This is a genomic window from Microbacterium daqui, assembly GCF_050408675.1.
Classification (GTDB): Bacteria; Actinomycetota; Actinomycetes; order Actinomycetales; family Microbacteriaceae; genus Microbacterium.
Genome location: NZ_JBNTKF010000019.1, coordinates 17,145 through 40,733 on the forward strand (window position 1 = coordinate 17,145; position 23,589 = coordinate 40,733).

General features: G+C 63.3%; 17 protein-coding genes and 3 tRNA genes. 18 read left to right on the forward strand and 2 right to left on the reverse strand.

Annotated features, from left to right (window positions below):
- Positions 1-164: 164 nt before the first annotated feature.
- The 5 genes from ACQUSY_RS10745 (at position 165) to ACQUSY_RS10765 (ending at position 7,368) form a co-directional block, all read left to right on the forward strand.
- Positions 165-1,427, forward strand: coding sequence for a sugar ABC transporter substrate-binding protein (locus ACQUSY_RS10745; RefSeq protein ID WP_428904480.1), 1,263 nt, complete (start codon positions 165-167; stop codon positions 1,425-1,427).
- 68 nt (positions 1,428-1,495) lie between these two features.
- Positions 1,496-3,106 carry an ABC transporter permease subunit gene (locus tag ACQUSY_RS10750; protein ID WP_428904481.1) on the forward strand — a complete coding sequence of 537 codons (1,611 nt, stop codon included), beginning with the start codon at positions 1,496-1,498 and terminating at the stop codon, positions 3,104-3,106.
- The gene (locus tag ACQUSY_RS10755) at positions 3,106-4,014 is read left to right on the forward strand and encodes a sugar ABC transporter permease (RefSeq protein WP_428904482.1); all 909 of its coding nucleotides are present in this window, start codon (positions 3,106-3,108) and stop codon (positions 4,012-4,014) included. Before ACQUSY_RS10750 ends, ACQUSY_RS10755 begins: the two co-directional genes overlap by 1 nt.
- Before the next feature lie 7 nt (positions 4,015-4,021).
- Positions 4,022-5,446 carry an alpha-amylase gene (locus ACQUSY_RS10760; protein ID WP_428904496.1) on the forward strand — a complete coding sequence of 475 codons (1,425 nt, stop codon included), beginning with the start codon at positions 4,022-4,024 and terminating at the stop codon, positions 5,444-5,446.
- 41 nt (positions 5,447-5,487) lie between these two features.
- The gene (locus ACQUSY_RS10765; RefSeq protein ID WP_428904483.1) at positions 5,488-7,368 is read left to right on the forward strand and encodes a glycoside hydrolase family 13 protein; all 1,881 of its coding nucleotides are present in this window, start codon (positions 5,488-5,490) and stop codon (positions 7,366-7,368) included.
- A 175-nt stretch (positions 7,369-7,543) separates the two neighbouring features.
- Here ACQUSY_RS10765 and ACQUSY_RS10770 read toward each other — a convergent pair whose 3' ends face one another.
- Positions 7,544-9,304, reverse strand: coding sequence for an HNH endonuclease signature motif containing protein (locus tag ACQUSY_RS10770; RefSeq protein WP_428904484.1), 1,761 nt, complete (start codon positions 9,302-9,304; stop codon positions 7,544-7,546).
- Between the two features lie 749 nt (positions 9,305-10,053).
- Between ACQUSY_RS10770 and ACQUSY_RS10775 the strand changes: the two genes are divergently transcribed.
- The 13 genes from ACQUSY_RS10775 (at position 10,054) to ACQUSY_RS10835 (ending at position 22,262) form a co-directional block, all read left to right on the forward strand.
- Complete coding sequence (locus ACQUSY_RS10775; RefSeq protein WP_428904485.1) at positions 10,054-10,959, forward strand: bile acid:sodium symporter family protein; 906 nt, start codon at positions 10,054-10,056, stop codon at positions 10,957-10,959.
- Positions 10,960-10,968: 9 nt separating this feature from the next.
- Complete coding sequence (locus tag ACQUSY_RS10780) at positions 10,969-11,451, forward strand: FBP domain-containing protein (protein WP_428904486.1); 483 nt, start codon at positions 10,969-10,971, stop codon at positions 11,449-11,451.
- The gene (locus tag ACQUSY_RS10785; protein WP_428904487.1) at positions 11,448-12,353 is read left to right on the forward strand and encodes a PfkB family carbohydrate kinase; all 906 of its coding nucleotides are present in this window, start codon (positions 11,448-11,450) and stop codon (positions 12,351-12,353) included. The genes ACQUSY_RS10780 and ACQUSY_RS10785 overlap by 4 nt, the downstream gene beginning before the upstream one ends.
- A gap of 132 nt (positions 12,354-12,485) precedes the next feature.
- Positions 12,486-12,570: transfer RNA gene (locus tag ACQUSY_RS10790), tRNA-Tyr, on the forward strand.
- Between the two features lie 206 nt (positions 12,571-12,776).
- The gene (locus ACQUSY_RS10795; RefSeq protein ID WP_428904488.1) at positions 12,777-14,768 is read left to right on the forward strand and encodes a BCCT family transporter; all 1,992 of its coding nucleotides are present in this window, start codon (positions 12,777-12,779) and stop codon (positions 14,766-14,768) included.
- Between the two features lie 175 nt (positions 14,769-14,943).
- Positions 14,944-15,516, forward strand: coding sequence for a TetR/AcrR family transcriptional regulator (locus ACQUSY_RS10800; RefSeq protein WP_428904489.1), 573 nt, complete (start codon positions 14,944-14,946; stop codon positions 15,514-15,516).
- A gap of 18 nt (positions 15,517-15,534) precedes the next feature.
- Complete coding sequence (locus ACQUSY_RS10805; RefSeq protein ID WP_428904490.1) at positions 15,535-17,874, forward strand: YhgE/Pip family protein; 2,340 nt, start codon at positions 15,535-15,537, stop codon at positions 17,872-17,874.
- A complete protein-coding gene (locus ACQUSY_RS10810) occupies positions 17,871-18,659 on the forward strand; it encodes an inositol monophosphatase family protein (RefSeq protein WP_428904491.1) in 789 nt (262 codons plus the stop codon). The genes ACQUSY_RS10805 and ACQUSY_RS10810 overlap by 4 nt, the downstream gene beginning before the upstream one ends.
- Positions 18,660-18,813: 154 nt before the next feature.
- Positions 18,814-20,037: a peptidoglycan DD-metalloendopeptidase family protein gene (locus tag ACQUSY_RS10815; protein WP_428904492.1), complete on the forward strand. Its 1,224-nt coding sequence runs from the start codon at positions 18,814-18,816 to the stop codon at positions 20,035-20,037.
- A gap of 60 nt (positions 20,038-20,097) precedes the next feature.
- A tRNA-Thr gene (locus ACQUSY_RS10820) sits at positions 20,098-20,169 on the forward strand.
- Positions 20,170-20,191: 22 nt separating this feature from the next.
- Positions 20,192-20,268, forward strand: a tRNA-Met gene (locus ACQUSY_RS10825).
- 57 nt (positions 20,269-20,325) lie between these two features.
- Positions 20,326-21,333, forward strand: a complete 1,008-nt coding sequence (locus tag ACQUSY_RS10830; RefSeq protein ID WP_428904493.1) for an ADP-ribosylglycohydrolase family protein — start codon at positions 20,326-20,328, stop codon at positions 21,331-21,333.
- Positions 21,330-22,262, forward strand: coding sequence for a PfkB family carbohydrate kinase (locus tag ACQUSY_RS10835; protein WP_428904494.1), 933 nt, complete (start codon positions 21,330-21,332; stop codon positions 22,260-22,262). Before ACQUSY_RS10830 ends, ACQUSY_RS10835 begins: the two co-directional genes overlap by 4 nt.
- A gap of 3 nt (positions 22,263-22,265) precedes the next feature.
- On the opposite strand, the gene ACQUSY_RS10840 is transcribed toward ACQUSY_RS10835, so the two are convergent.
- Complete coding sequence (locus ACQUSY_RS10840) at positions 22,266-23,141, reverse strand: endo alpha-1,4 polygalactosaminidase (protein ID WP_428904495.1); 876 nt, start codon at positions 23,139-23,141, stop codon at positions 22,266-22,268.
- Positions 23,142-23,589 lie beyond the last annotated feature (448 nt).

A 23,589-nucleotide genomic window follows, 5' to 3' on the forward strand; every position in this document is an offset into this window, starting at 1 on the left:
AATCACAATCTGGATACAGCCTGATTATTTGGCACAATCTCCTGTTGCGCATCGGGTCGAACGATGTGCATACTGTAAGCGCTTGCAATCACATCGCCAGGGCAACGTCGGCCGGCCATAGCCTCCGACAGCCCTCGGCTCACCACATCAGAGAGGCAACACCAATGAAGGTGAACAAGAAGGGCGCCCTGGTTTTCGGCGCACTGCTCGCCACGAGCGCACTGCTTGCTGGTTGCTCCGGCTCGGCAACTCCGACCAACACTGCAAAGCCCGAAGAATCCGGCGACACCGGCGCAGGCGAGCCGAGCGATAACGCCATCGTCGTCTGGGTAGACGCTGAGCGCGTCGACGCCCTGCAGGGTGCCGCTGACGCTTACGAAGAAAAGACCGGCATCAAGGTTGACCTCGTTGGCCGCGACAACAACACCATCAAGGACGACTTCATCCAGCAGGTGCCGACCGGCAAGGGGCCGGACATCACGATGGGTGCACACGACTGGGCTGGCGAACTTTCCGCGAACGGTGTCGTTGCTCCCCTCGAGCTCGGTGACTCGGCCGCTGACTACCTCGACGTTGCGCTGAAGGCATCGACCTACGAAGGCAACGTCTACCTCCTGCCCTACGCCGTCGAGAACATCGCCGTGCTGCGCAACGCTGACATCGCTCCGAACGCGGCAGCGTCGTTCGACGACATGCTGGCGACGGGTGCAGCCGCTGGCCTCACCCAGCCGTTCGTTGTTGAGCAGGGCGCTGAGGGTAACCCCTACCACCTCTACCCGTTCCAGACGGCTTTCGGTGCTCCGGTCTTCGGCCTGAACGCTGAGGGTGGGTACGACCCGACCAAACTCGAGCTCGGCTCGGCTGGCGGCACCGAGTTCGCCAAGTGGCTCTCCGCACAGGGCAAGAACGGCACCGGCGCGCTGAACACCGACATCGACGGTGCGATCGCGAAGGAGAACTTCCTCTCCGGCAAGTCGGCCTACTGGCTGACCGGCCCGTGGAACGTTGGCGCAGCTGTTGACGCTGGCATCAACGTTGCTGTTGACGCGATCCCGAGCCCGACCGCAAACCCGGCTCAGCCGTTCGCTGGTGTAAAGGGCTTCTACATCTCCAGCGAGTCGAAGAACAAGGTTGCCGCTAACGACTTCCTGGTGAACTACATCGGCACCGCCGACGTTCAGCTCGAGCTCTACAAGGCTGGCAACATCCTCCCCGCGCTGAAGGCTGCGGCAGAAGAAGCATCGAGCGACCCGATCCTCGCTGGTTTCGCAGCCGCTGGTGCCGACGCTGTTCCGATGCCCGCTGTTCCCGCCATGGGTGCTGTGTGGCAGTACTGGGGCATCGCTCAGGCTGAGATCATCAACGGTGGCGACCCGACGACGGTATGGGCAAAGCTCGTAACTGACGTTACGGCAGCTATCAAGTAATTGCTCTGTGGGTGCGGCGGTCACGTCGCACCCACAGATTTCTTTCGTACGGAGAAGGGTCAAGTGGGATGACCACACAGGCGCCAGTCGAGCCACCGGTTCGGCGCACCAAACAGCAGCGTCGCGCAGCTCACATCGCAGAGCATGCCAGCGGTGGACTGTGGACGATCATCGGCAAGATCGCGATGCTCGGCATCGTCGACGCCATCGCCATCTACGCGCTGATCGTGCTGATCGGCTACGAGCAGTGGGGCGTCGCCGCGCTGATCTCAGCGGTCACGATCATCGTCAACTGGATCTACTTCAGCCGCGGCAAACTGCCCGCTAAGTACCTGGCTCCGGGCGTCATCTTCCTTCTCCTCTTCCAGGTGTTTGTCCTTGGCTACACCGGATACATCGCTTTCACCAACCAGGGCACCGGCCACAGCCTCAACAAGGACCAAGCCGTTAGCTCGATCATGGCGACGTCGCTCGAGCGCGTCGAAGGGTCCGCCTCGTACGACGTCACCGTCGTCGAGAACGGAGGCGGCGAGCTCGGTCTGCTGGTGACCGATCCTGAAGGTGACACGTGGGTCGGAACCACGGAGTCAGGTCTGCAGGAAGCGCCCAATGCGCAAATGGAGAATGGCAAGGCTGTCGCGCTCGATGGTTGGCGCTCCCTCAAGTTCGCTGAGGTCGCCTCGCGCTCTGACGAACTCAACGCCGTTTCGGTTCCGCTGTCTGACGACCCGAACGACGGGGCCCTCCGCAGTAGCGACGGATCAAAGGGATACCTCTACACCTCGCCGCTGACCTACGACCCCGTAACCGGCTCGATCACCGATGCCGATGGCGTCGTCTTCTCCGACAACGGGGCCGGCTCTTTCGTCGCACCCGATGGTTCCGAACTCTCCACCGGTTGGGTCACGACCGTCGGTTTCGACAACTTCATTCGGGCCGTCACCGATCAGCGCCTCATGCAGCCGCTGATGTACGTCACCGCGTGGACCTTCGCGTTCGCGATCCTCTCGGTGGCCACCACCTTCTTCCTCGGTCTCTTCCTTGCGATTGTCTTCAATGACATGCGTATGAAGGGCCGAAAGATCTACCGTTCGCTCATGATCCTGCCGTACGCGGTGCCGTCGTTCCTGTCGGCGCTGGTGTGGGCCGGCATGATGAACCAGTCGTTCGGTTTCATTAACGAAGTGCTCTTCGGTGGCGCCGATATTCCGTGGCTCACCGACCCGTGGCTCGCGAAGGTTTCGATCTTGATCGTGAACCTGTGGCTCGGCTTCCCCTACATGTTCTTGGTGTGCATGGGGGCGCTGCAGTCGATCCCCGAAGACGCACTTGAGGCCGCGAAGATGGACGGCGCGAAGCCATGGGCCATCTTCCGCCTCATCAAGCTACCGTTGCTGCTGGTGAGTGTTGCGCCGCTGCTGATAGCCTCGTTCGCGTTCAACTTCAACAACTTCAACGTGATCTACATGCTCACCAACGGTGGCCCGCGTGACACGGCGGCCCCGATTCCGGTCGGCTTCACCGACATCCTGATCTCGATGGTTTACAAGGTGGCCTTCACCGGGCAGACGCGTGACTACGGTCTCGCGAGCGCCTACTCGATTCTGATCTTCGTAATCGTCGCCGTGATTTCGATCATTGCGTTCCGCCGTACCAAGAGCCTGGAGGAGCTGAACTAATGTCTACCGCAGCACTTCCCACCGACATCTCGACGATCCCGACGAAACGCCCGTTTAACTTCGGTCGCTGGTTCAGCCAGACTGGCTGGCGCCACGTTGTTGGCGTGGTCATGGTGATCTTCTCGCTGTTCCCGATCATCTTCGTCATCTCGTCGTCGCTGAACCCGAACGGCACCCTCACCGGCTCGAACGCACTGTTCTCGACGATCGGTCTCGACAGCTATATTCGCATTCTCAACGACCCACAGGTTCCGTTCATGCCGTGGTTCGGCAACACCCTCATCGTTGCCGGCATCACAAGCGTTGCCACGGTGTTCCTCGGCGCTCTCGCCGCGTATGCGTTCTCCCGCATGCGCTTCAAGGGTCGTCGTTTCGGACTCATGTCGATCGTCATCGTGCAGATGTTCCCGCAGATTCTGGCGGTCGTCGCGATCTTCCTGCTCGTCTCAACGCTCGGTGACTGGTTCCCGTCGATTGGCCTTGAGACCCACGCCGGGCTGATCCTCGTGTACCTCGGTGGCGCGCTCGGCGTGAACACCTACCTCATGTACGGCTTCTTCAACACGATTCCGAAAGACATCGACGAGGCCGCGAAGATTGACGGTGCTGGCCACGCCCGCATCTTCTTCACGATCATCCTGCGCCTGGTGGCACCGATCCTCGCGGTCGTTGCGCTGCTGAGCTTCATCGCGACGGTCAACGAGTTCGTTGTCGCCTCGGTGCTGTTGACCGAAACCGATTCGCAGACCCTGGCCGTTGGTCTCACCAAGCTCGTATCGAACCCGCGCTACGCCGACTGGTCGGCGTTCTCCGCCGGTGCCGTGATGGCGGCGCTACCGGTGGTCGCGTTGTTCCTCTTCCTACAGAAGTACATCGTCGGCGGTCTGACCGCGGGTGCGGTGAAGTAAGCGCGTGATGATGCGCATTGTCGCGGCGGGAGCCGCTCTGGCTCTCGCGGCGCTTTCATTGACTGCCTGTGCGCCGGGTGCCGCAGCTGGCCGCAGCGATGTCGGCGTGCAACTGTTTCAGATGCCGTGGACGGCACTTGCTGACGAATGCGAATCGACGCTCGGGCCGGCCGGCTACGGGTGGGTGCTAACTTCGCCGCCGCAGGAGAGCATCGCGGGTGAAGAGTGGTGGGTGTCGTATCAGCCGGTGAGTTATCGACTCGAATCTCGGCTCGGCACGCGCGATGAGTTTGCCGACATGGTGAAACGGTGCGATGCCGCGGGCGTCGACATCATTGCCGATGCCGTCATCAACCACATGTCGGGGCAGAGCGAGCCGGGTACTGGTTTTGCCGGCAGTGCCTACGAGCACGACCGCTATCCCGGTCTGTATGAGCCAGCCGACTTCCACGACTGCGGCCTCACGGGCGACAACGACATTCGTGACTATCGCGATCGCGAGCAGGTGCAAAACTGCGAGCTGGTCAATCTCGCCGACCTCGACACGGCCGCCCCGCACGTGCGCGACACGATCGTGGCGTACCTCAACGATCTGCTGTCGCTCGGTGTTGCCGGGTTCCGCATTGATGCGGCAAAGCACATCGCCGCGACCGACGTCGAGGCGATCGTCGCCGAGCTACCCGACGACGCCATCATCATGAGCGAAGTGATCCGTGGTTCCGGCGAACCCGTGCTGCCTGAAGAATACCTCGCCGCCGGCAGCGTGTTCGAGTTCACGTACGCCCGAGACCTCGGCATTCAGTTTGTCGCTGGGGCGTTCACCGAGCCCGATCTCAGCACCGAGCGCCCGCAGCACGTGCCGTCAGACCAGGCCATCGTGTTTGTCGACAACCACGACACCGAGCGCGGCGAATCACAAATCACGTATCGCGACGGCGATACGTACGCCATGGCAAACGTGCTGATGTTGGCCGACGACTACGGCACGCCCGTGGTCTACTCCGGCTACGCGTATACGGATCGCGACATGGGTGCGCCGACGACGGCGAGCGGAACCATAGAGCCGGTGACGTGTGCAGAGGGCGCCCGTGGGCCACAGGATTTTGCCGACGGCGAGCGCACGTGCGTGCACGCGTGGGATGCAGTCGCGCCCATGGTGAAGTTCCGCATTGCGGTGGGGGATGCTGCGCGGATGCCGGGCGTGACTGTCGCTGACGCGTACGGCTTCGAACGCGAAGGCAAGGGTGCGGTCGCGGTCAATCAGGGCACGGACGAAGTGGCGCTGACGCTGTCGACGTCGATGCCCGACGGCATCTATTGCGATGTTCTGGTGGCGGACTGCGCCGCGACGTTCGCGGTGAAAGATGGTGCCGTGACGTTTACTATGGCGCCCGGGCAAAGCGCGGCGATCCACGTCGACGCTCGGGGCTGACGGCCGCGCTGACACAATGACTACGAAAGGTTAGGCGCACCGTGACCGGTTCGTTGCCTCATCATGATGGTTCCGCTCTCTACGTTTCGACCCAGGCACCAGCTCTCGGCGACACGGTGCAGGTGCGGGTTCGAGTGCCGCAGAGGTATGGGCCGCTGACCGCGGTGCGCACCCGGTCGAACCCCGACCACGAGCCGCGGTGGAGCGATGCGGTGCTCGTCTCAAGCGCCGACGGGTGGGACTGGTGGCAGGCCGACGTCGTGGTCGAGAACCCGCGCCACGGGTACCGGTTCGTGTTCGTGCACGCAGACGGCACCGTGCACTGGCTGAATCAGTCGGGCCTACACGCGGCTGAGACGCTCGACGCTGAGGACTTCGCGTTCGTGACGACTCCGCCCCCACCTGCGTGGCTGAGCGCAGCGGTGATGTACCAAATCTTCCCGGACCGCTTCGCGCGCTCGGCACAGGTAGATCAGCACCCGACGCCGGAGTGGGCGATCGCGGCATCGTGGGAGACGCCGGTTGACCCGGTGCTGCCGGGCCGCTCGCAGCAGTTCTACGGCGGCGACCTCGATGGCATCATCGATCACCTCGATCACCTCGAAGATCTTGGTGTCACGCTGCTGTACCTGACTCCCGTCTTTCCGGCGGCGTCGAACCACCGGTATGACGCGTCGAGCTTCCTCTCGGTTGATCCGCTACTCGGCGGTGATGATGCGTACCGGCGGCTCATCGATGCCGCGCACGCGCGAGGCATGCGCATTATTGGCGACCTCACCAGCAACCACTCCGGCGACCGGCATGAATGGTTCCAAGCCGCTTACGGTCACCCGGGTGCGCCTGAGAGCGACTTCTATTACTTCACGAATGACGACAACACCGAGTACGCGACGTGGATGGGCGCGCAGACGCTGCCGAAGTTCAATTGGGCATCGACCGAGCTGCGGCGTCGTTTCGTTGAGGGCGAGGATTCGGTCGTCGCGCACTGGCTGAAGTTTGGTCTCGACGGGTGGCGCGTTGATGTCGCCAATATGACCGGTCGCTATGGCGACATCGACCTCAATGCCGAGGTACGTCAGACGCTGTTGCAGACGGTTCTCGCGACGAACCCCGATGCGATCTTGTTGGGTGAATCGACCAACGACGCGACGAGTGACCTGCAGGGCGACGCCTGGCACGGCGCGATGACCTATCCATCGTTTACTCGTCCGGTGTGGGGTTGGCTGAGCGAGCCGGCCGGCACACCGTGGCTGTCGTACGACGGCGAAGAGCTCACCGAGCCGTGGTTCTTCACGCAGCCGATCGGTGGCATTCCGCGCTACACGGCGCGTGATGTGGTGGCGGCGATGACGCGATTCACGGCGGGTATTCCGTGGCGCGTGCGGCTGGGCAACATGTTGCCGCTCGACACGCACGACACCGCCCGCTTTGAGACGAATGCGGCTGACGGAACCATGCCGCTGGCTGTTGGTTTGTCACTCACGGTGCCGGGGGTGCCGGTTGTGTTCGCGGGCGACGAGTTCGCCTTGACGGGCGCTGATGGTGAGAGCAGTCGCACGCCGATTCCGTGGGGTACTGAGGGTGACCCGATTGTCGCCGAGCGGCTCGCTCTGTATCGCGAGCTGATTGCGTTGCGTCATGCGCACGCCGCATTGCAGACCGGCGGCATGCGGTTCGTGCACGTTGACGATGAGGCGCTCGTGTTCGTGCGCGAGAGTGCTGATGAGACGGTGCTGGTCGTCGCGGCTCGTGGCGACTTGTCGGTTGAGCTTGATGCGCAGGCACTGCCGGGTGCGTCGCAGGCTGTCGATCTGTTCGGCAACGTGACCCTCGCGACCGGAGCCGATGGTTCCGTCCTCCTCGAAGCCGAGGGCCCCGCGTTCGCGATGTGGGCGCTCCCCGGCGTGCGCCTGGCAAGTTGAGTGAGGACATCTTCATTCGATCGCTAGCGACCTAGATTGGCCGACGGGCGAGGTCGCGCTGTGGGACCTCATGCACGGCATCGGAACCCTCGTGTCGGCTGGCCATCTCGAACTCGAATCGGCCCTCCAGTCGTATCGTGAGGCCGGGGCGCGTCTCGCCCGTTGAGTGTTCGGGTCAGGCCGCCGCGCGGCGGGTGGGTTCTCGACCCGAATCTCGGTCGGATGCTCGACCCGATTCTCGTGCGTGCGGTGGTTGACCCGGGGGTGGTTGGGGTGCCCGGAATCGGGGGCCCGGCAGGGTGATGTCTTTGAACGCGTACTCGAGCGGCGCCCTCGGCGGGAGGGGCTGGGGTGGATGGTCGGGGTGGTTCAGCATGAACTCGCCCTTACCTTCGCGGGTGATGTGCCAGCCGTTGTCGTGGCAGTGCAGGTGATGGTATTGGCACAGCAGGATTCCACGGTCGATATCGGTCTTCCCGCCTGACTCCCACGGATCGATGTGGTGGGCTTCGGTGTACGAGGCGGGGCGTTCGCAGCCGGTCCAGCGGCAGCCGCCATCACGAATCGCGAGCGCAATCTTCTGCCCCGGCGTGAACAGACGCTTGGAGCGGCCGAGGTTGAGGGGGTTGCCATCGGTGTCGACGGTGACGTGGATGCTTTCGGTGTCACACAACTGCTGATCGGCAACCTTGCCGGGCAACACGATAAGGCGATCTTCGGCATGCGTGATGTCGGAGCGATGGCCGTGGTCGTTAATGACCTGCACGAGACGCACACCCGCCTGCCGGGTGCCGAACACCGATTTGGCGTCAGCGAGAATCCCGGCGCGGAAGATGTCCGTCATCAGATCACTCGCAAGCTGAGCATTCGTGCGCGGATCCTCCACGAGAGCTTTCGCTTTCGCCTTCTCGGCAGAATCCACAAACCTCGGCCCGCCACGACGGGGGCGGAGGGCGTCGTCGTGGGCGGCGGTGATCATGAGCGCGGTTTGGTCATCAAGCGTCCAGATGATGCGCGTCGCACCCGTGTCGGGAACGGTCGTGATGTGAAAAGCCCGCGCCTCGTACCGTTGCTCGAACCTGCGCTTGGCGCCTTCGGGGTCGAGCTTGTCGCGAATGTACCGGGCGTGCGCGCCGAGCTCATTAATCTTGCGCACCTGCGCTTCGGCGATGAGTTGTTCGGCCGCGAGAGCCCACGCATCCCGAGCACCCTGATCGAACGCGTCGGCTTCTTCAATGGTGGGCGTGTGCTCCACCATGACCGGTACTCCGTCAGTGCCCGCGTCGACACCGTTGTCGACAGCCTGCGGGATCAGGATCGGGAGTGGGATGCCGTTGGTGTCGCGCGGCATGGTTGGGGGTTCGCCGAGGCCCTTGCGGATCGTGTTGGATTGCTCATTCGAAATCAATTGCGCGCGCAACGCGACGCGGAGTGGCTCAAACCACGGCCGCGGCGGGCACGCCTTGGGGATGCTGCCACCATTAGTGCGTTCGCCACTGCCTGCGACGGAGTCGGGCAGGCCGGTGGTTCCGGTCGTGTCGACGAGATCTCCGCTGACACTCACTTGTCGTGAGGCTTCGGCTTGGGAGACGCCGAGGAGGTCTTGCACGAGCGAGGTCACCGAACGGTGTCCCTTTTTCGCGGCGAGGCCGCCGTGCCCGAAGGTGCGGGCGGAGCGAGCGACCGCGATACCGATCGCGATCTGACGAAACAGCGCCGCTTGACGTTCAACCGCGGCGCTCTCTTGCATGATCGCAAGAATCTCGTCGTCGTTCATCGTAAGCATGCGTGCCTCATACTGCTCCGACGTCGCACCGGAACTCGCACCAGCACCAGTATCCACCGGCCCAGCCGCCTCGCAGTGGCACGCGACAGCGGAAGCGTCATGCCCACACAGGGTGGGAATCAGCTCCGCAACGTCGCTCAAATTTGCCATACCTCATTCTCACATGCACCACAGATATTAGTAAATAGATACGAGAGAATCTGTGGATGAGAACACCAGACAACCGAACTGTGGAGGAAAGTTCGGCACCCGCTACGTCGGAACCGGCACGGGGTTGCGCGGCGCGTTTCACGCGACACGCCGACGGTGAGGCCGTGCGTTCCGACGTAACGGACAATCGGCGGCACTGTTTCGTCTCGGTCGCTGCACGTCCTCGCTCAACGGACGGGGCAAGGCGCTCGCTCAACGGACGGGCGAAGGCGCTCACTCAACGGACGGGCGAAGGCGCTCACTCAACGAGTGGGCAAGGCGCCCGCTCAACCAACAGGGAAAGCGACCCGCTCAATGGGCGGGGCAAGGCGCCCGCTTGTCCCGCGTCAAGTAGTTGGCAGGAATTCTTCGATTTCGAAGTTGGGGATGGTGGGGTTGGCGGTGCCGGCGTATACGTCGGCGGGTCGGTTCCAGGCGATCGCTTCGTGCGGGCGGACGTGGTNAGAAGTAGCGGCGTGCTCCGTTTCGTTCTGCTCACTCCATGGGTGACGCGCCCGAGCCGCGCGCGCCCGAGCCGCCCGCCGCCCCAGCCCAGGCCGCCCCAGCCCGCCGCCCCAGCCCACGCCGCCCTATCCCGCATGCCGCCCAGCCCAACCGCCGCCCGCCACCATAGCTACCAACCGCCGCTCAGCCGCCCCCCAACCCCAAAATGATCGACTTCCTCGCAACTCTCGGCCACACTGTGAGCCATGGGATCAGCGTTGACCACCATCGGATTACCCGTCGCCCTCGGCATCATTATGTTTGGCCTGGGCCTCAGCCTCACACCGGGCGATTTCGCGCGCGTCGTGAAACAGCCCAAGGCGGTCATCTTGGCGCTGCTGTGCCAACTCATTCTGCTGCCGGCGATCTGTTTCGGACTCGTGTTGTGGTTCCAACTCCCGCCGATTCTCGCCGTCGGCATGATGATGCTGGCGGCTTCGCCGGGCGGAACCACGGCGAACCTTTATAGCCACCTCTTCCGTGGCGATGTGGCGCTGAACATTTCGCTCACCGCCGTCAACTCTGTGATCGCTGTGGTCACGCTGCCGCTGATCACGAACCTTGCGATCATGTATTTCAAGCCGTTCGATGACCAGCTCGGTATGCAATGGTCGAAGGTCATTGAGGTCTTCGCGATTGTGCTGCTGCCGGTCGTGCTCGGCATGATCGTGCGGCACTTCGCGACCGATTTCGCCAAGCGCGCCGACCGCGCGGTGCGCATCATTTCGATGATCGTGCTCGTCGTCGTGATTGCCGGCGCCGTCGCCAGCAACTGGCAGCTGCTCGTCGACAACGTCGGTGCCCTCGCCGCAATCACCGTTCTCTTCTGCATCATCAGCCTCGCCGTCGGCTACGTGGTTCCGCGCCTCGCCCGCGTCGGCAAGCGCCAGTCGATCGCCGCGTCGTTCGAGATCGGCATTCACAACGCGACCCTCGCGATCGTGATCGCGCAGACAGTGATGGGCTCGATGGAACTCAGCCTCCCCGCCGCCGTCTACGGCGTACTCATGTTCTTCATCGCTTTCGCCTTCGGGTTCATCATTCGCGACCGCAGCACCGCGCCAGAAACGCACGCCGACACGGAGGGTGCCGAAACTTCGCGCACCTCATAGACTCAGCCAATGCAGGCTTTGACCGAGGCGGATGTCGCGCAGACGCTCCGCAATGCCACCGCAGAAGAGATGAAGCACCTCACCGTGCCGATCGGCTTCTATATTGCCGACTGGGATCATCAGGATTTCTACGCGTGGGCCGACCCGCGTCACGCCGGCCGCGGATACCTCATCGTGCAGTCCGGCGACGAAGCCACCGGCATCGTGTTGCGTCGCGCCGACGGGCATTCCCGCGTGCGTTCGGCACTCTGCAATATCTGTCACACGATGCAGCCAGGCGACCAGGTCGCGATGTTCACCGCCCGCAAGGCGGGGCACGCAGGGGAGAAGGGCGACAGCATCGGAACCATGATGTGCGCGGATTTGTCGTGTCACGACAACGTGCGGTTGGCTGCTCCGCTCGCGCCCGGCGAGGTACGCGCGAGTGTTGATCGCCGCATCGACTCGACCCGGCTCCGCGCCGAAAACCTCGTCGCGCAGGTGCTCGCATGACAGCCGATGTCGTTGTCGTCGGCGATGCGCTGATCGACGAGCTACGCGACGAACGCGGCGTGCGCGAGTTTGTGGGCGGTGCGGCGCTCAACGTTGCTGTCGGACTGTCACGGCTCGGCCACTCGGCGGCACTTATCGCGATGGTCGGCGACGATGCCGACGGCGCTCGCGTGCGTACCTACCTCTCGACGTTCGGCGTGACGCTGATCGCCACGCCGTCACCACTCGGCACGGCTCGAGCTATTAGCGAGCGCATAAATGGCGAACCCACGTACATCTTTAATAACGCGTCGAAAAACCGCTCAATCGTCTTCGGCAGCGCCGAGCGCGACGCCATCGGCTCCGCCCGCGCGGTTGTGGTGAGCTGTATGGCCCTCGACGACCCGGCGCAGGTGATGGGCCTGCGCGCCGCACTTGATGGTTCCGACGCTGACCTCTTTATCGACCCGAATCCGCGCGCCGGCATGATGCGCGACCGCGATGAGTTCGTGCGCGGTTTTGAGGCGCTCATCGCTCGCGCGCGGCTCGTGAAGGTCGGCGATGACGACACCGAGTTGCTGTACAACTCGCGAGTGGAAGCAGTGCGCGGCTGGTTGCGGGAGCGCGGGGTGCCGGTGGTGGTTTCCACGCTCGGACGCGACGGTGCCCGCATCGATAGCGAAGATGTCGCCGTCGAGCGCGGCATTGCGCACATGCCTGGCGCCGTGGTGGACACAATGGGTGCCGGCGACGCGGTGCTGTCGGCGATGGTGTCGTGGACGCTCACCGCTACGCAGCCCGTCGATTGGGCAGCTGGCGTTGAGCGGGCAATGGATGTTGCCGCTGCGACCGTTCGACATGAGGGTGCGCTGTTGCAAATTCCTGCGCAACCGGGCGAAAGCTACGATCGCATCGAGACGTGAGTGCGCATCGTTTCACGGCGCTCGACGCTGACACTCGCGGGCGACAAGTTCGATTTTTCCGATCGGCTTTCGCAGGGTAGTATCAATAATCGCGCCTCCGGTCGGCTGTACAAGTCGGACGGGGATGCACCTGGCAAGTTACCCAAGCGGCCAAAGGGAGCTGACTGTAAATCAGCCTGCATTGCATTCGGGGGTTCGAATCCCTCACTTGCCACCAGACGAAGAAGGCCCTGACGAAAGTCAGGGTCTTCTTCGTTTATCCGGCGTTGGAGCCCGCGCTTGCGTGGCGCCGCCCCCCACTCACCAGGGCATCAGGTATGCTCGCGCGCGTCTCACACGCACCTGAGCGACGCCAGGGCGCAAATTGCATCCCCGCTTTATAGGCTTGATGGGGCAAAATCTTGCATATAGGGGGCCACCACAATGACACAATCATCGTCAACGGAGCCAGAATTTACGCGTCGCGGACGCAAAGACGCCGCGAAGCGCATCCTCCATGAGGTCAATACGCCGTATGGCGTGCACCCCGCGCTGATCCCCGGCATCGGCGTTGACGACACCGGCAAAAAATTCAGCACCAACTGGTGGGTCTTTGTTATCACCGCCGCGTTCGCGGTTGGTTTCGTGGTGTGGGGTCTGCTCGATACCGTGGGCATGGGAACCTTCTCAACCACGGCGCTGAACGGTGTCTCGTCCGGCTTCGGCTGGCTGTTCTCGCTGTTGACGATCGCGGTGTTTTTCTTCATGCTGATCGTTTCGATCAGCCAGCGCGGCCGCATCGTGCTCGGTGCCGATGATGAGAAGCCCGAGTTCTCCACGGTGTCATGGGTCGCGATGCTGTTCTCCGCCGGTATGGGCATCGGACTCCTCTTCTACGGCCCGTACGAGCCGCTCGTCTACTTCATGGCGCCGCCGTCGGGCTTCTCGGGGGAGGCCGAAACCCGCGACGCCATGCTTCACGCGATGGCGCAGACGATGTTCCACTGGGGCCCGATGGCGTGGGCTTACTACGCCCTCGTCGGTGGAGCGATCGCGTACGTTGCCTACCGCCGTGCGCGCTCGCCCCTCATCTCCTCGATCTTCGACCCGATCTTCAGTCAGAAGACGAAAGGCCCGGTCGGCACCGTCATCGACATCTTCGCGATCATCGTGACCCTGTTCGGTACCGCCGTCTCCCTCGGCATAGGTGCGCTCCAAATCGCGCGTGGCATCGAGATCGTGGGTGGCATTGGCCCCGTCGGCAACGGCATCATCATCGCGATCATCGCCGTCCTGACGTGCGCCTTCATCCTGTCGGCGGTATCGGGCGTGAAGCGCGGTATTCGCGTGCTCTCCAACATCAACATGCTGATGGTGGCGATTCTTGCGGCCTTCGTGTTCATCGGCGGCCCGACGCTCTTCCTGCTCAACTTCATTCCGTCATCCGGCGTCGCGTTCTTTAATGACCTCACCACGATGATGCAGCGTTCTCCCGTCGACGGTGCTGAAACCGCCGAGTTCATGAAGACTTGGACCACCTATTACTGGGCCTGGTGGGTCTCCTGGACGCCGTTCGTCGGCATGTTCATCGCGAAGATCTCGCGCGGTCGCACGATCCGGCAGTTCACGTTCGTTGTGATGATCGTGCCGTCCATTGTGTGCCTCATTTGGTTCGGTATTTTCGGCGGAACCGCGATGCGCATGGAAGAAGGCGGCGCGGGTCTCTCGCAGGCAGAAGACAGTCAAGACATCCTGTTCAGCTTGCTCGGTAACTTGCCGATCCCACTTGTCACGTCGGTGATCGCGATGGTCGCGGTGATCATCTTCTTCGTCACGAGCGCCGACTCTGCGTCGATCGTGATGGGTCAGATGAGCCAGCGCGGCAACCCGCAACCGACCAAGTGGGTCACGATCACGTGGGGCGTGGCGCTCTCGGCAATCGCGACAACACTTCTTCTCGCCGGCGGACGCGACGCCCTCACAGCGCTCCAAGCACTCGTCACGGTTTCTGCGCTCCCGTTCGCCTTCGTGATAATCGGCATCATGTTCGCGTGGTGGCGCGACCTCTCCACTGACCCGCTCATTCTCCGTAACAGGTTCGCCGAAGTCGCGATCGAAGAGGGCATCAAACGCGGCATCGAAGAGCACGGCGATGACTTCGTCTTCGAAGCCTCCGCGACCGCGCCCGACGAGGGTGCCGGAGCCTGGCTCGACACCGAAAACCCCGAGCTCACCGAGTGGTACGACGACGCCCGCACCGGCCAGATTGATGTCATCCTCGCGCAGAAGGCCGAGCAAGAAGCTCTCGAAGCCGTCGAGCACGAGGCTCTCGAATCGGTCGAACACGAGGCGATCGAGGCATCTCATCGCGAGGCCCTTGCTGCTCCGGAACCATCAGAGCAAGACCCAGCAGAGGGCGAGTCGCCGAAGGCGTAACGTCGCAGAACACCTGCCGGAACCACGGTTCGACCCGCAACAAGCGGAAGTACTCGCACCGTGGTTCCGGCATTTTCTTTGCATTTGCTGACAAGCGCCCCGTCACCTTGCGCCGTGACAGCCAGCGAACTAAATTACATATGTAAATAACTTACAGATGTAAAGAAGGCTACTGATGGATGACCCCCGCGTCGTACGCTCGCGCGAAGGATTGATGCGCGCCATCGCGGAGTTCCTCGAGCAGGGCGTCGCCCCGACCGTCACCGACATCGTGACGCGCGCCGGCGTGAGCCGACCGACGTTCTACCAGCACTTCGGTGACCTGCAGACGGCCTACGCCGAAACGGGCCTCGCTCGTATTCAGCGGCAGCTTGATCTGATTCCAATGCCCGGCGAAGGGCAGCGCGGCGAAGCGCAAATCGCTCCGACCTGGACGGCGCTCACCACGCACCTGTATGCGCACCACGCCTTCTACCAAACCGCGCTGCGTGAGGCCGGCTCCCGCCGCCTGAGCGATCGGGTCATCGCGTTTATCGCCGAGCGCATCATTCGGGCCTCGCCGCTCGGCGCTGCCTACCGGGATCTTCCCGCGGGTGAAATTCCTGACCACATTCTGGTGCTCGCCGCCGGACTCTTTGCTCTCATCGGCCGTTGGCTCGACGGCGATGAGCCTGAGTCGCCCGCGCGGATGACCGAGCGTATCGTCACGGTCTTCCTCTCTTTTAGCTCACGGCCCCTCACCGCCTGAAACCCCGAAAGCCGACTCATGTCGAAAAAGCGCCCCTCTGCGCGCCTGATTTCTCGCCTCCGCACCGGTGTGATCATCGCGGCCATCGCCGCCATCCCGCTGATCTACGCCGGGGCGTTGACGTGGTCGAATCAAGACCCGACGCACAATCTCGACCAGATTCCCGCCGCCGTCGTCAACAACGACGTTCCCGCGAAGGCAGGTGACAGCACAATTGAGCTGGGCGATGAGGTCACAAAAGAACTCGTCGACTCGACCGCAAAGAACAACTTTGACTGGGTTGAGTATGACGCGGCTGACGCCGCAGCGGCACTCGAAAACGGCGACGTGCTCGCGGTGCTCACCATCCCCGAGAACTTCTCGCAGCACGCAGCATCGCCTGCAGAAGCGAATCCCGTGGACGCCTCGGTCGCGACCATCTCGATCGAAACGAACGATGGCGCCAATATGATCAGCGGAACCATCGCCGCAACGATTGCGACGTCGGTGCGCGAGAGTCTCGCGAGCGAAGTGAGTGCTGCGTACCTCGAGCAGATCTACCTCGGATTCACCGACATCCACACCGGCATGACTGACGCACGCGATGGCGCCACCCAGCTCTCCACCGGCGCGAACGAAGCGAAAGATGGTTCCAACACTCTCGTGGTGGGTCTGACCGATTTGGCGAGCGGAACCGTGACGCTGAATACGGGCGCACAAACGTTGGCAACGGGGGCAGGAGAAGCTTCGACCGGTGCTGACACGTTGGCGCAGGGTCTCGCGCTGCTGTCGCTCAACGCCGCGGATCTGCCGACACAGGCCACGCAGTTGAACACCGGAGCATCCGCGCTCGCCACCGGTGCTTCGCAACTATCGACGGGGCTTTCGACGCTGTCGAACTCAACCACGACGCTCGCGACGGGAGCAGCAACAGCTCGCGACAGTGCACAGCTGCTGAGCGATGGGCTGACCGCGCTCGCCGCTCAAACACCGTCGGCGGCAACCGGCGCCGAAGACCTCAAGACCGGAATCGACAGCCTCACCGCGGCCTGGTCCCTGCTCACCGACGAACAGAAACTTGCCTCCCTCAGCGCGCTGAGCACCGGAGCGCAAGATCTCGCCGACGGACTCAGCGTGGCCGACGCCTCTGTTCAGCAGCTCGCCACCGGCGGCACCCAGCTCGTCGGCTCGTCCGAAGACGGCACCGGGCTCTCCGCGCTCGCCGACGGTGCGACAGCACTCGCGACTGGCGCGACGACGGCGGCAACGTCGGCGACCACGCTCAGCACCGGGGCTGCCACACTCGCCACCGGTACGCAGGCCCTCGCCGACGCCGCACCCACCCTGACCTCCGCAATCGCGACGGCATCCACCGGCGCGACCGATCTCGCGGCCGGTGTTGGTGACCTCGCAACCGGAGCCAGTACTCTCGCGAACGGCACCGCGTCCCTCGAAACCGGCGCTCAAGACGCGTCGACAGGGGCATCAGATCTCGCCACGGGCCTCAACACACTCGCCGACGGAACCACCGAACTTCGTGACGGTCTCGTCGACGGCGCAGACGAGGTTCCGACCTATACCGACGGCGAAGCAAAATCTCTCAGCACCGTCGCCAGCGACCCCATCGCGACCGACAACTCGCGCCTCAATGAGGTTGCCGGATACGGCCACGGCCTCGCACCCTACTTCTTATCGCTCGCGCTCTGGGTGGGGGCACTCGCGTTCTACCTGATGTTCCCGGCCATGAACAAGCGCGCATTGGTCTCATCGCGGACCGCCATCGGTGCGGCTGTGAAGTCATATCTTCCTGGTGCAACGATGGCGGTCGCGCAGAGCGTGCTCGCGGTGATGATCTTGACCGGCCCGGTCGGTATCCACGCCGTCAATCCCTGGGGGCTGTGGGGTATCGCGTTGCTGACGAGCCTGACGTTCGTTGCCATCAACCAGGCGCTCATCGCTCTCCTCGGCGCGCCCGGTCGTTTCCTCGCGCTGATCATGATCGTGCTGCAGCTTTCCGCGGCCGGTGGCACGTACCCCATCCAAACGGCGCCATCGTTCTTCCAGAGCATCCATACCGCACTCCCGCTGACGCACTCGCTCGAGGCAATGCGCTCGATGATTGCGGGCGGCAACCTTGGCGTGAGTGCTGCGATCGGTGTGCTCAGTGGCTGGCTCGTCGGGGCGCTCCTGATCTCGACGCTGGCGGCGTTGTTCGCACGGCGCACGCATCGTGTGCGCTCCGCTGTCACGAGCCCCGACACGCTCGAAGACATTGATGACCCCGCCGAAACCGATGCGAATGAGTTGGGTGAACAGCCAGAGAACCTCGACGACGAACCAGCCGCACCGACGCCGTCACCGGCTACCGTGGAGGCATGACTTCGGAAGCTGACCTGCTCGCCCTCGCCGTCGACATCGCCGACGAGGCGGCATCGCTCGCTGCGCGGCGCCGTGCTGAGGGCGTCGCGGTTGCCGCGAGCAAGTCGACCCTGGCTGATATCGTCACCGAAGCTGACCGCGAAGTCGAAGACCTCATCCGCACCCGGCTCAACGCGGAGCGCCCGGGCGATGGCTTCATCGGTGAAGAATTTGGCGATGCGAGCGGAACCACGGATGTGACGTGGGTCGTGGATCCGATTGACGGCACCGTGAACTACTCGTTCGGTATCCCTTCTTATGCGGTGAGTATTGCTGCGGTCACAGGTGGCGACGCACTCGAATCGTGGACGACACTCGCCGGCGTGGTGTCAGCCCCGGCGCTCGGTGAGACGTTCACCGCTTCGCGTGGTGGTGGTGCCTGGCTGGGTTCTCGGCGTCTGGCGGTGTCGACGGCGTGGCCCGCTGGCGCACTGCTCGCTTCGGGGTTTGGATACGACCCCGCGACCCACGAGGGTGATCTCGCTAACGTGGCCAAGGTCATGCCGATCGCCCGTGACTTGCGCCGTATGGGCTCAGCGGCATTGGATTTAGCCTTTGTCGCAGCCGGTCGGTTGGATGGCTACTTCGAGCGCGGACTCAAGCCGTGGGACTATGCGGCGGGGGCTCTCCTCGTTGCCGAAGCCGGGGGAGAAGTGCGGCGCACGATGCTCGATTCCGGCCGCCCCATGTGTGTAGCCGGTACAAAAGAACTCGTGCGTGAAATTCTTGAACGGATAGATTCCTAACAAGAGTGGGCGTTGCCATAGAGTTCTCAGGCGCTCGCATGTAGTGTTTACCTATTCGTTACTTTCTCTCTGAGAGAGTGCAAGTCCCCCCAATCGCCACCCGAATGGCGAACACCCCGAAAGTCCTCCCCGATTGACGAATCAAGCTGAGCGCGTGACCGAAGCACGCGCACACGGTGGCGCACGGCCATCAGAGGCTTTGGCTACACCCACTTCACCTCTGACTCGTCGTGCCATGCGCGCCTTGGCGACCGCCGCAGTCGTTGCGCAACCAGTAACTAAATTCGGCGATTTTGTCGAGAAGAGCGTAGTTGCGCCGGTTATCACTCCGGCTCCGACTCGTCGCTCTCGTGTTCGCTCGGCGGCAACAGTCGTTGAGGCTCCCGCGGCCGAGGTTGTTGAGACCCCCGCTGCTGATGCCCCGCCCGCACCGGTTGCTGAACCCGCACCGGTCGCTGAACACACTTCGGAACCCGGCGCTGCTTTCGGCCCCGCCGCGACGTCCGTCAAGGATGACACCCCGGCCGACCACGCCGACGCCTTCGAGCACGCTGCTCGACTCTTTGCTTTTACCGGTGAGATCGCGCTGACCGACGTGGTCGAAAAGCCGACCACCGTGCCCACCGCCGACGACCCGCTCAGCGACGTTCGTGGTTCCGAGCCCCGCAAGGCTCGCTCGAACTTCCGCAAGATCGCGACCGCCGGTTTCTCGGTGAGCGTGATGGGTGTCATCGGTGCTTTCGTTCTCTCGATGAGCATGCCGTTCATGGGCGCACCAACCGCGAAGCCTGAAACGGCCGCGGCCGCATCGCTGACGCCGGTGGATGACTCCGAGATTCAAGCCTTCGTCGCATCGAGCGAAGTGAACAACGCGACGGTCACCCGTGAGGGCGACTACTCGCAGGTCACCGCGGCGCAGATCGCCGACGAGACCGGTATCAACTACTCGTCCAACGTGTTCACCAACAACCGCAACGCTGCTATTCAGTGGCCCTTTGCGGTCGGTGTTGACATGTCGTACGGCTATGGCATGCGCGATGGCCGTCTGCACGAAGGAATCGACTTCACCCCCGGCGCCGGTGCTCCTATTCAGAGCATCGCCGATGGTGTCGTTCGTATCGCCACCGAAAATGGTGGCAATTATGGCGTGACTGTTTATGTCGATCACGTGATCGACGGCGAGGTCATCACGAGCCACTACTCGCACATGCAGTACGGCTCACTCGCTGTTGTCGAAGGACAAGAAGTCAAGGTCGGAGACCCAATCGGATTGACCGGCAACACCGGTCGTTCGTTTGGTGCGCACTTGCACTTCGAACTCATCGTCAATGGTTCCACCATCGACCCGATGCCGTGGATGAAGGAGCACGCTGGGTAGTGGTCAAAACCACTCAAAAGTGATGCTACGATTTTCTAGTTGCCTGAATCGCTCAGGTACGCCCCGATAGCTCAGTGGCAGAGCACTTCCATGGTAAGGAAGGGGTCGTCAGTTCAATCCTGACTCGGGGCTCAGCCATCTTCTGGATGACTGTGGCAGGGTAGCTCAGCTGGTTAGAGCGCACGACTCATAATCGTGAGGTCGCGGGTTCAAGCCCCGCTCCTGCTACCAAATCAAAAGGTCCCGCAAGGGGCCTTTTGCTTTTCCCCCGCGCGCTACGCTGAACGCATGACTGCCGCATTGCGTGACCGGGCACTCGGATCTTTCCTGGGGCTCGCGATCGGCGACGCCCTCGGCATGCCGACGCAGTGTTTCTCGCGCGAGCTCATCCACGAGCGCTACGGCGTCCTCACCGGATTCGAGCAGGCACCCGCAGACAACGAGATCAGCCGGGGCATGCCCGCTGCCCGCGTCACTGACGACACCGATCAGGCCGTCATGATTGCCGAGCTCCTCATCAACGGTCACGGCCACGTCAACCCGCACCAGCTCGCCGAGCGCTTTCTCGCGTGGCAGCAGCGCATGCAGGCACGGGGTTCCGCAGACCTGCTCGGCCCCTCGACGATCCGTGCACTCACGGCGGTGGCGAATGGAACCTCGCCACACGACTCCGGGAGATGGGGCGACACCAACGGGGCTGCGATGCGCGTCGCTCCGGTCGGTATCGCGACGCCAGCGCACGACGCGACCGTACTCGTCGATGCCGTTGTCGATGCCAGCTTCGTCACCCATAACACGGGCGTTGCGATCGCCGGAGCTGCTGCCGTCGCAGCGATCGTGTCTGCCGGTATCTCCGGATACGACTGGCACGACAGCATCAACCTTGCTTTCGATGCGATCGCCGATGGTTCCACTCGCGGTCACTATGTTCCGGCACCCGACATGCTTGCTCGCGTGCAGTGGGCACTCGACATCGTTGATGAGAACGACGAGCAGACCGCGCTCGACCTGATCGCCGACCTCGTCGGCACGAGCGTCGCAACGCAAGAGTCGGTTGCGGCGGCCATCGCCATCGCACACCTGTTCCGTGGCGATGCGTGGCGCGCGGTGCGCGAAGCCGCAAGCATTGGCGGCGATTGCGACACGATCGCCGCGATGGCCGGCGCGATGCTCGGAGCCCACCATGGTTCCGCCGCCTTCCCCGCCGACGCACGCGCACAGCTCATCGCCGTCAACGCGGGCCTCGACCTCGACGCGCTCGTCGATGGCCTCCTCGAGTTGCGGGCGGCCGCATGAGCCGGGTCATCAGCACGGGAAGCATCATCGTAGATCTCACGGTGACGGTTCCGGCGGTACCCGAACCCGGCGGCGACGTCCTCGCGTCGCCACTCCAAGCCCTCGTTGGCGGCGGCTTTAACCTCGCGGCCGCCGCATCCCGACATGGCGCGCACGTGGTCTATGCCGGAGTCATCGGAACCGGCCCCTACGGACAACTCGCTTCAGCCGCGCTCGCTGCCGAAGGCATCACCCGCATTCCGGGCGCCGCCGCGACCGGCGACACCGGCGTGTGCATCACGCTCGTCGACGAAAACGCTGAGCGCACCTTCATCACGTCGCCGGGTGCCGAGTCTCGGCTTGCTCCTGAACACCTCGATGCGGTGCGCCCGCAGGCGGCCGATGTCGTGTGCGTTTCGGGATACGACGCCGTCTACGAAGGTTCACGCAATGCGTTGACCGAGTGGGTCATGTCGCTGCCGCTCGGCACCACGATCATTTTCGATCCGGGTCCGCTGGTCGCCGATATCCCGGAGCCGGTGTGGAACGCCTTGCTCGCTCGCACCGACGTGCTGACGCTCAACGAGCAAGAAGCCGAAAAGCTGACCCCTGGTTCCGTGCCCGCCGAGCAGCACTTCGCGCTTCGCGAGCGCCTTCGGCTGCGACCGGAGACAGCGACCGTCATTCGCCGTGGTTCCACCGGATGCACGTGGCGCTCGAACGGTGCGCACGGTCACGTGTCGGCGCCGCGCGTTGTCGCCGTCGACACGACGGGCGCCGGAGATACCCACACCGGAACCATGGCTGCGGCATTGGCGGAAGGGTTCGACTTGCCGACGGCGTTGCGTCGAGCGAATGTTGCGGCGGCCGATTCGGTCACCCGGCCAGGGCCGGCGACCGCGCCGACGCGTGAGCACCTCGACAGCCTGCTGTCGCCCGCTGAGCACTAACGGTCAGCAGCGCTCTTCGACGTAGGCGTCGTCGCTCGGCGTGGAGAGGTCGCGATCGCGCAGCTCGATCGAGATCGCAGACCCATACTCCTCGCACGCGTGCGCGAAGCCGGAACTGTCGTACTCGATGTCGTACACGCGCTCGCCGTACACCGCCGCGTAGTCGGCGCACTCATCGAACGCTCCGCACTGCTCGACGATTGCGAAGTCGAATCCCTCGGTTCCGTTCACGAAGGTCGCACCCTCGTTGCCGAACCCGTGCTCGGTATCGATCGCATTCTTCTGTGCGATCGCGAGGCCAGCGTCATGCGCGTAGGGCACGACGATCGTGAGGTAGTCGCGAATGTCGCTATGCGTGAGGAGTCCGTCGGATCGTTCGTTGGCGTCGAGGTTGTCGGGTTCGATCGCGTCGAACCCGGCGCTCGCGCACCCGCTCAGCCATTCCTGCTGGATGCCGAACAACTCTTGTCGCTTATCGGCAGTCGATACATCGAACAGCGCCTCGTTCCACTCGCCATCGATGACGAGCGCGCCAGCCCCGTCTCGCAACAGCAGCGTCGGATGATTCGCAAGCCACCATGCCGTGGTTCCGTAGGCCGCCGCGTCGGGAGCGGAACCATCGGGTTGCGTCTGCAGGAGGTTGACGTAGCAAACGTTGTAGTCGGCTTCGGGGGAGGGGAGCTCGGTGCGGTCGCGCACCACAATCGCGGTGCCGTCGGGCGGGGAATAGGAACCACCGAGTTGGTAGGAGAGGGAGCCGTGCGCGGGAGGAAGCGCGTATTCCGTCGACGTCGTGGGCGCGCATGCCGTGCAACACGCCGCCAATGCAAGACTCGCACAGATCGCCATGGTGGTGCGGCGGGGAGCAGCAGAAAGCATGTGCTCACTGTACGGACGACAGATCACCGCACGCGAGGGCGATGACGCGAAAAGCGCCCAAAAGGCAAAAACTAGCGTGATTCCGCGGAATCAGTATTGCGACACGCCCGAGGTTTGAGCCGAATTTGCCCGACCCCCGGAAGCCGCGTAAGTTATTACCTGTTCGCCCCACAGGGTAGAGCGAAAGGCCAGAAGGCCTGGCTCCCCTCAAGCTGGTGAACATCCCGGTTAGCAAGATCCGCAAGGATGAGCTACAGTGGAAATCCAGCCCCAAACTGTTCTAAACAAACCGCGTGTCGGTTTGACAGAACGAAGCGGCTGGGTAAGATAGAGAAGTTGCCCTTTGGCAGGCCAGTGATGGTTTGGTGGGGGAGCATCCGATCCTTGAGAACTCAACAGCGTGCACTTGTCAAATGCCAAATTATCCTCGTCTAGCTTCGGCTGGGTG

Bases quoted from the DNA above. Each gene is read 5' to 3' on its own strand.
- ACQUSY_RS10745 (WP_428904480.1), top strand. From the start codon at position 165: ATGAAGGTGAACAAGAAGGGCGCCCTGGTTTTCGGCGCACTGCTCGCC.
- ACQUSY_RS10750 (WP_428904481.1), top strand. From the start codon at position 1,496: ATGACCACACAGGCGCCAGTCGAGCCACCGGTTCGGCGCACCAAACAG.
- ACQUSY_RS10755 (WP_428904482.1), top strand. From the start codon at position 3,106: ATGTCTACCGCAGCACTTCCCACCGACATCTCGACGATCCCGACGAAA.
- ACQUSY_RS10760 (WP_428904496.1), top strand. From the start codon at position 4,022: ATGATGCGCATTGTCGCGGCGGGAGCCGCTCTGGCTCTCGCGGCGCTT.
- ACQUSY_RS10770 (WP_428904484.1), bottom strand. From the start codon at position 9,304: ATGGCAAATTTGAGCGACGTTGCGGAGCTGATTCCCACCCTGTGTGGG.
- ACQUSY_RS10775 (WP_428904485.1), top strand. From the start codon at position 10,054: ATGGGATCAGCGTTGACCACCATCGGATTACCCGTCGCCCTCGGCATC.
- ACQUSY_RS10780 (WP_428904486.1), top strand. From the start codon at position 10,969: ATGCAGGCTTTGACCGAGGCGGATGTCGCGCAGACGCTCCGCAATGCC.
- ACQUSY_RS10785 (WP_428904487.1), top strand. From the start codon at position 11,448: ATGACAGCCGATGTCGTTGTCGTCGGCGATGCGCTGATCGACGAGCTA.
- ACQUSY_RS10795 (WP_428904488.1), top strand. From the start codon at position 12,777: ATGACACAATCATCGTCAACGGAGCCAGAATTTACGCGTCGCGGACGC.
- ACQUSY_RS10800 (WP_428904489.1), top strand. From the start codon at position 14,944: ATGGATGACCCCCGCGTCGTACGCTCGCGCGAAGGATTGATGCGCGCC.
- ACQUSY_RS10805 (WP_428904490.1), top strand. From the start codon at position 15,535: ATGTCGAAAAAGCGCCCCTCTGCGCGCCTGATTTCTCGCCTCCGCACC.
- ACQUSY_RS10810 (WP_428904491.1), top strand. From the start codon at position 17,871: ATGACTTCGGAAGCTGACCTGCTCGCCCTCGCCGTCGACATCGCCGAC.
- ACQUSY_RS10830 (WP_428904493.1), top strand. From the start codon at position 20,326: ATGACTGCCGCATTGCGTGACCGGGCACTCGGATCTTTCCTGGGGCTC.
- ACQUSY_RS10835 (WP_428904494.1), top strand. From the start codon at position 21,330: ATGAGCCGGGTCATCAGCACGGGAAGCATCATCGTAGATCTCACGGTG.
- ACQUSY_RS10840 (WP_428904495.1), bottom strand. From the start codon at position 23,141: ATGCTTTCTGCTGCTCCCCGCCGCACCACCATGGCGATCTGTGCGAGT.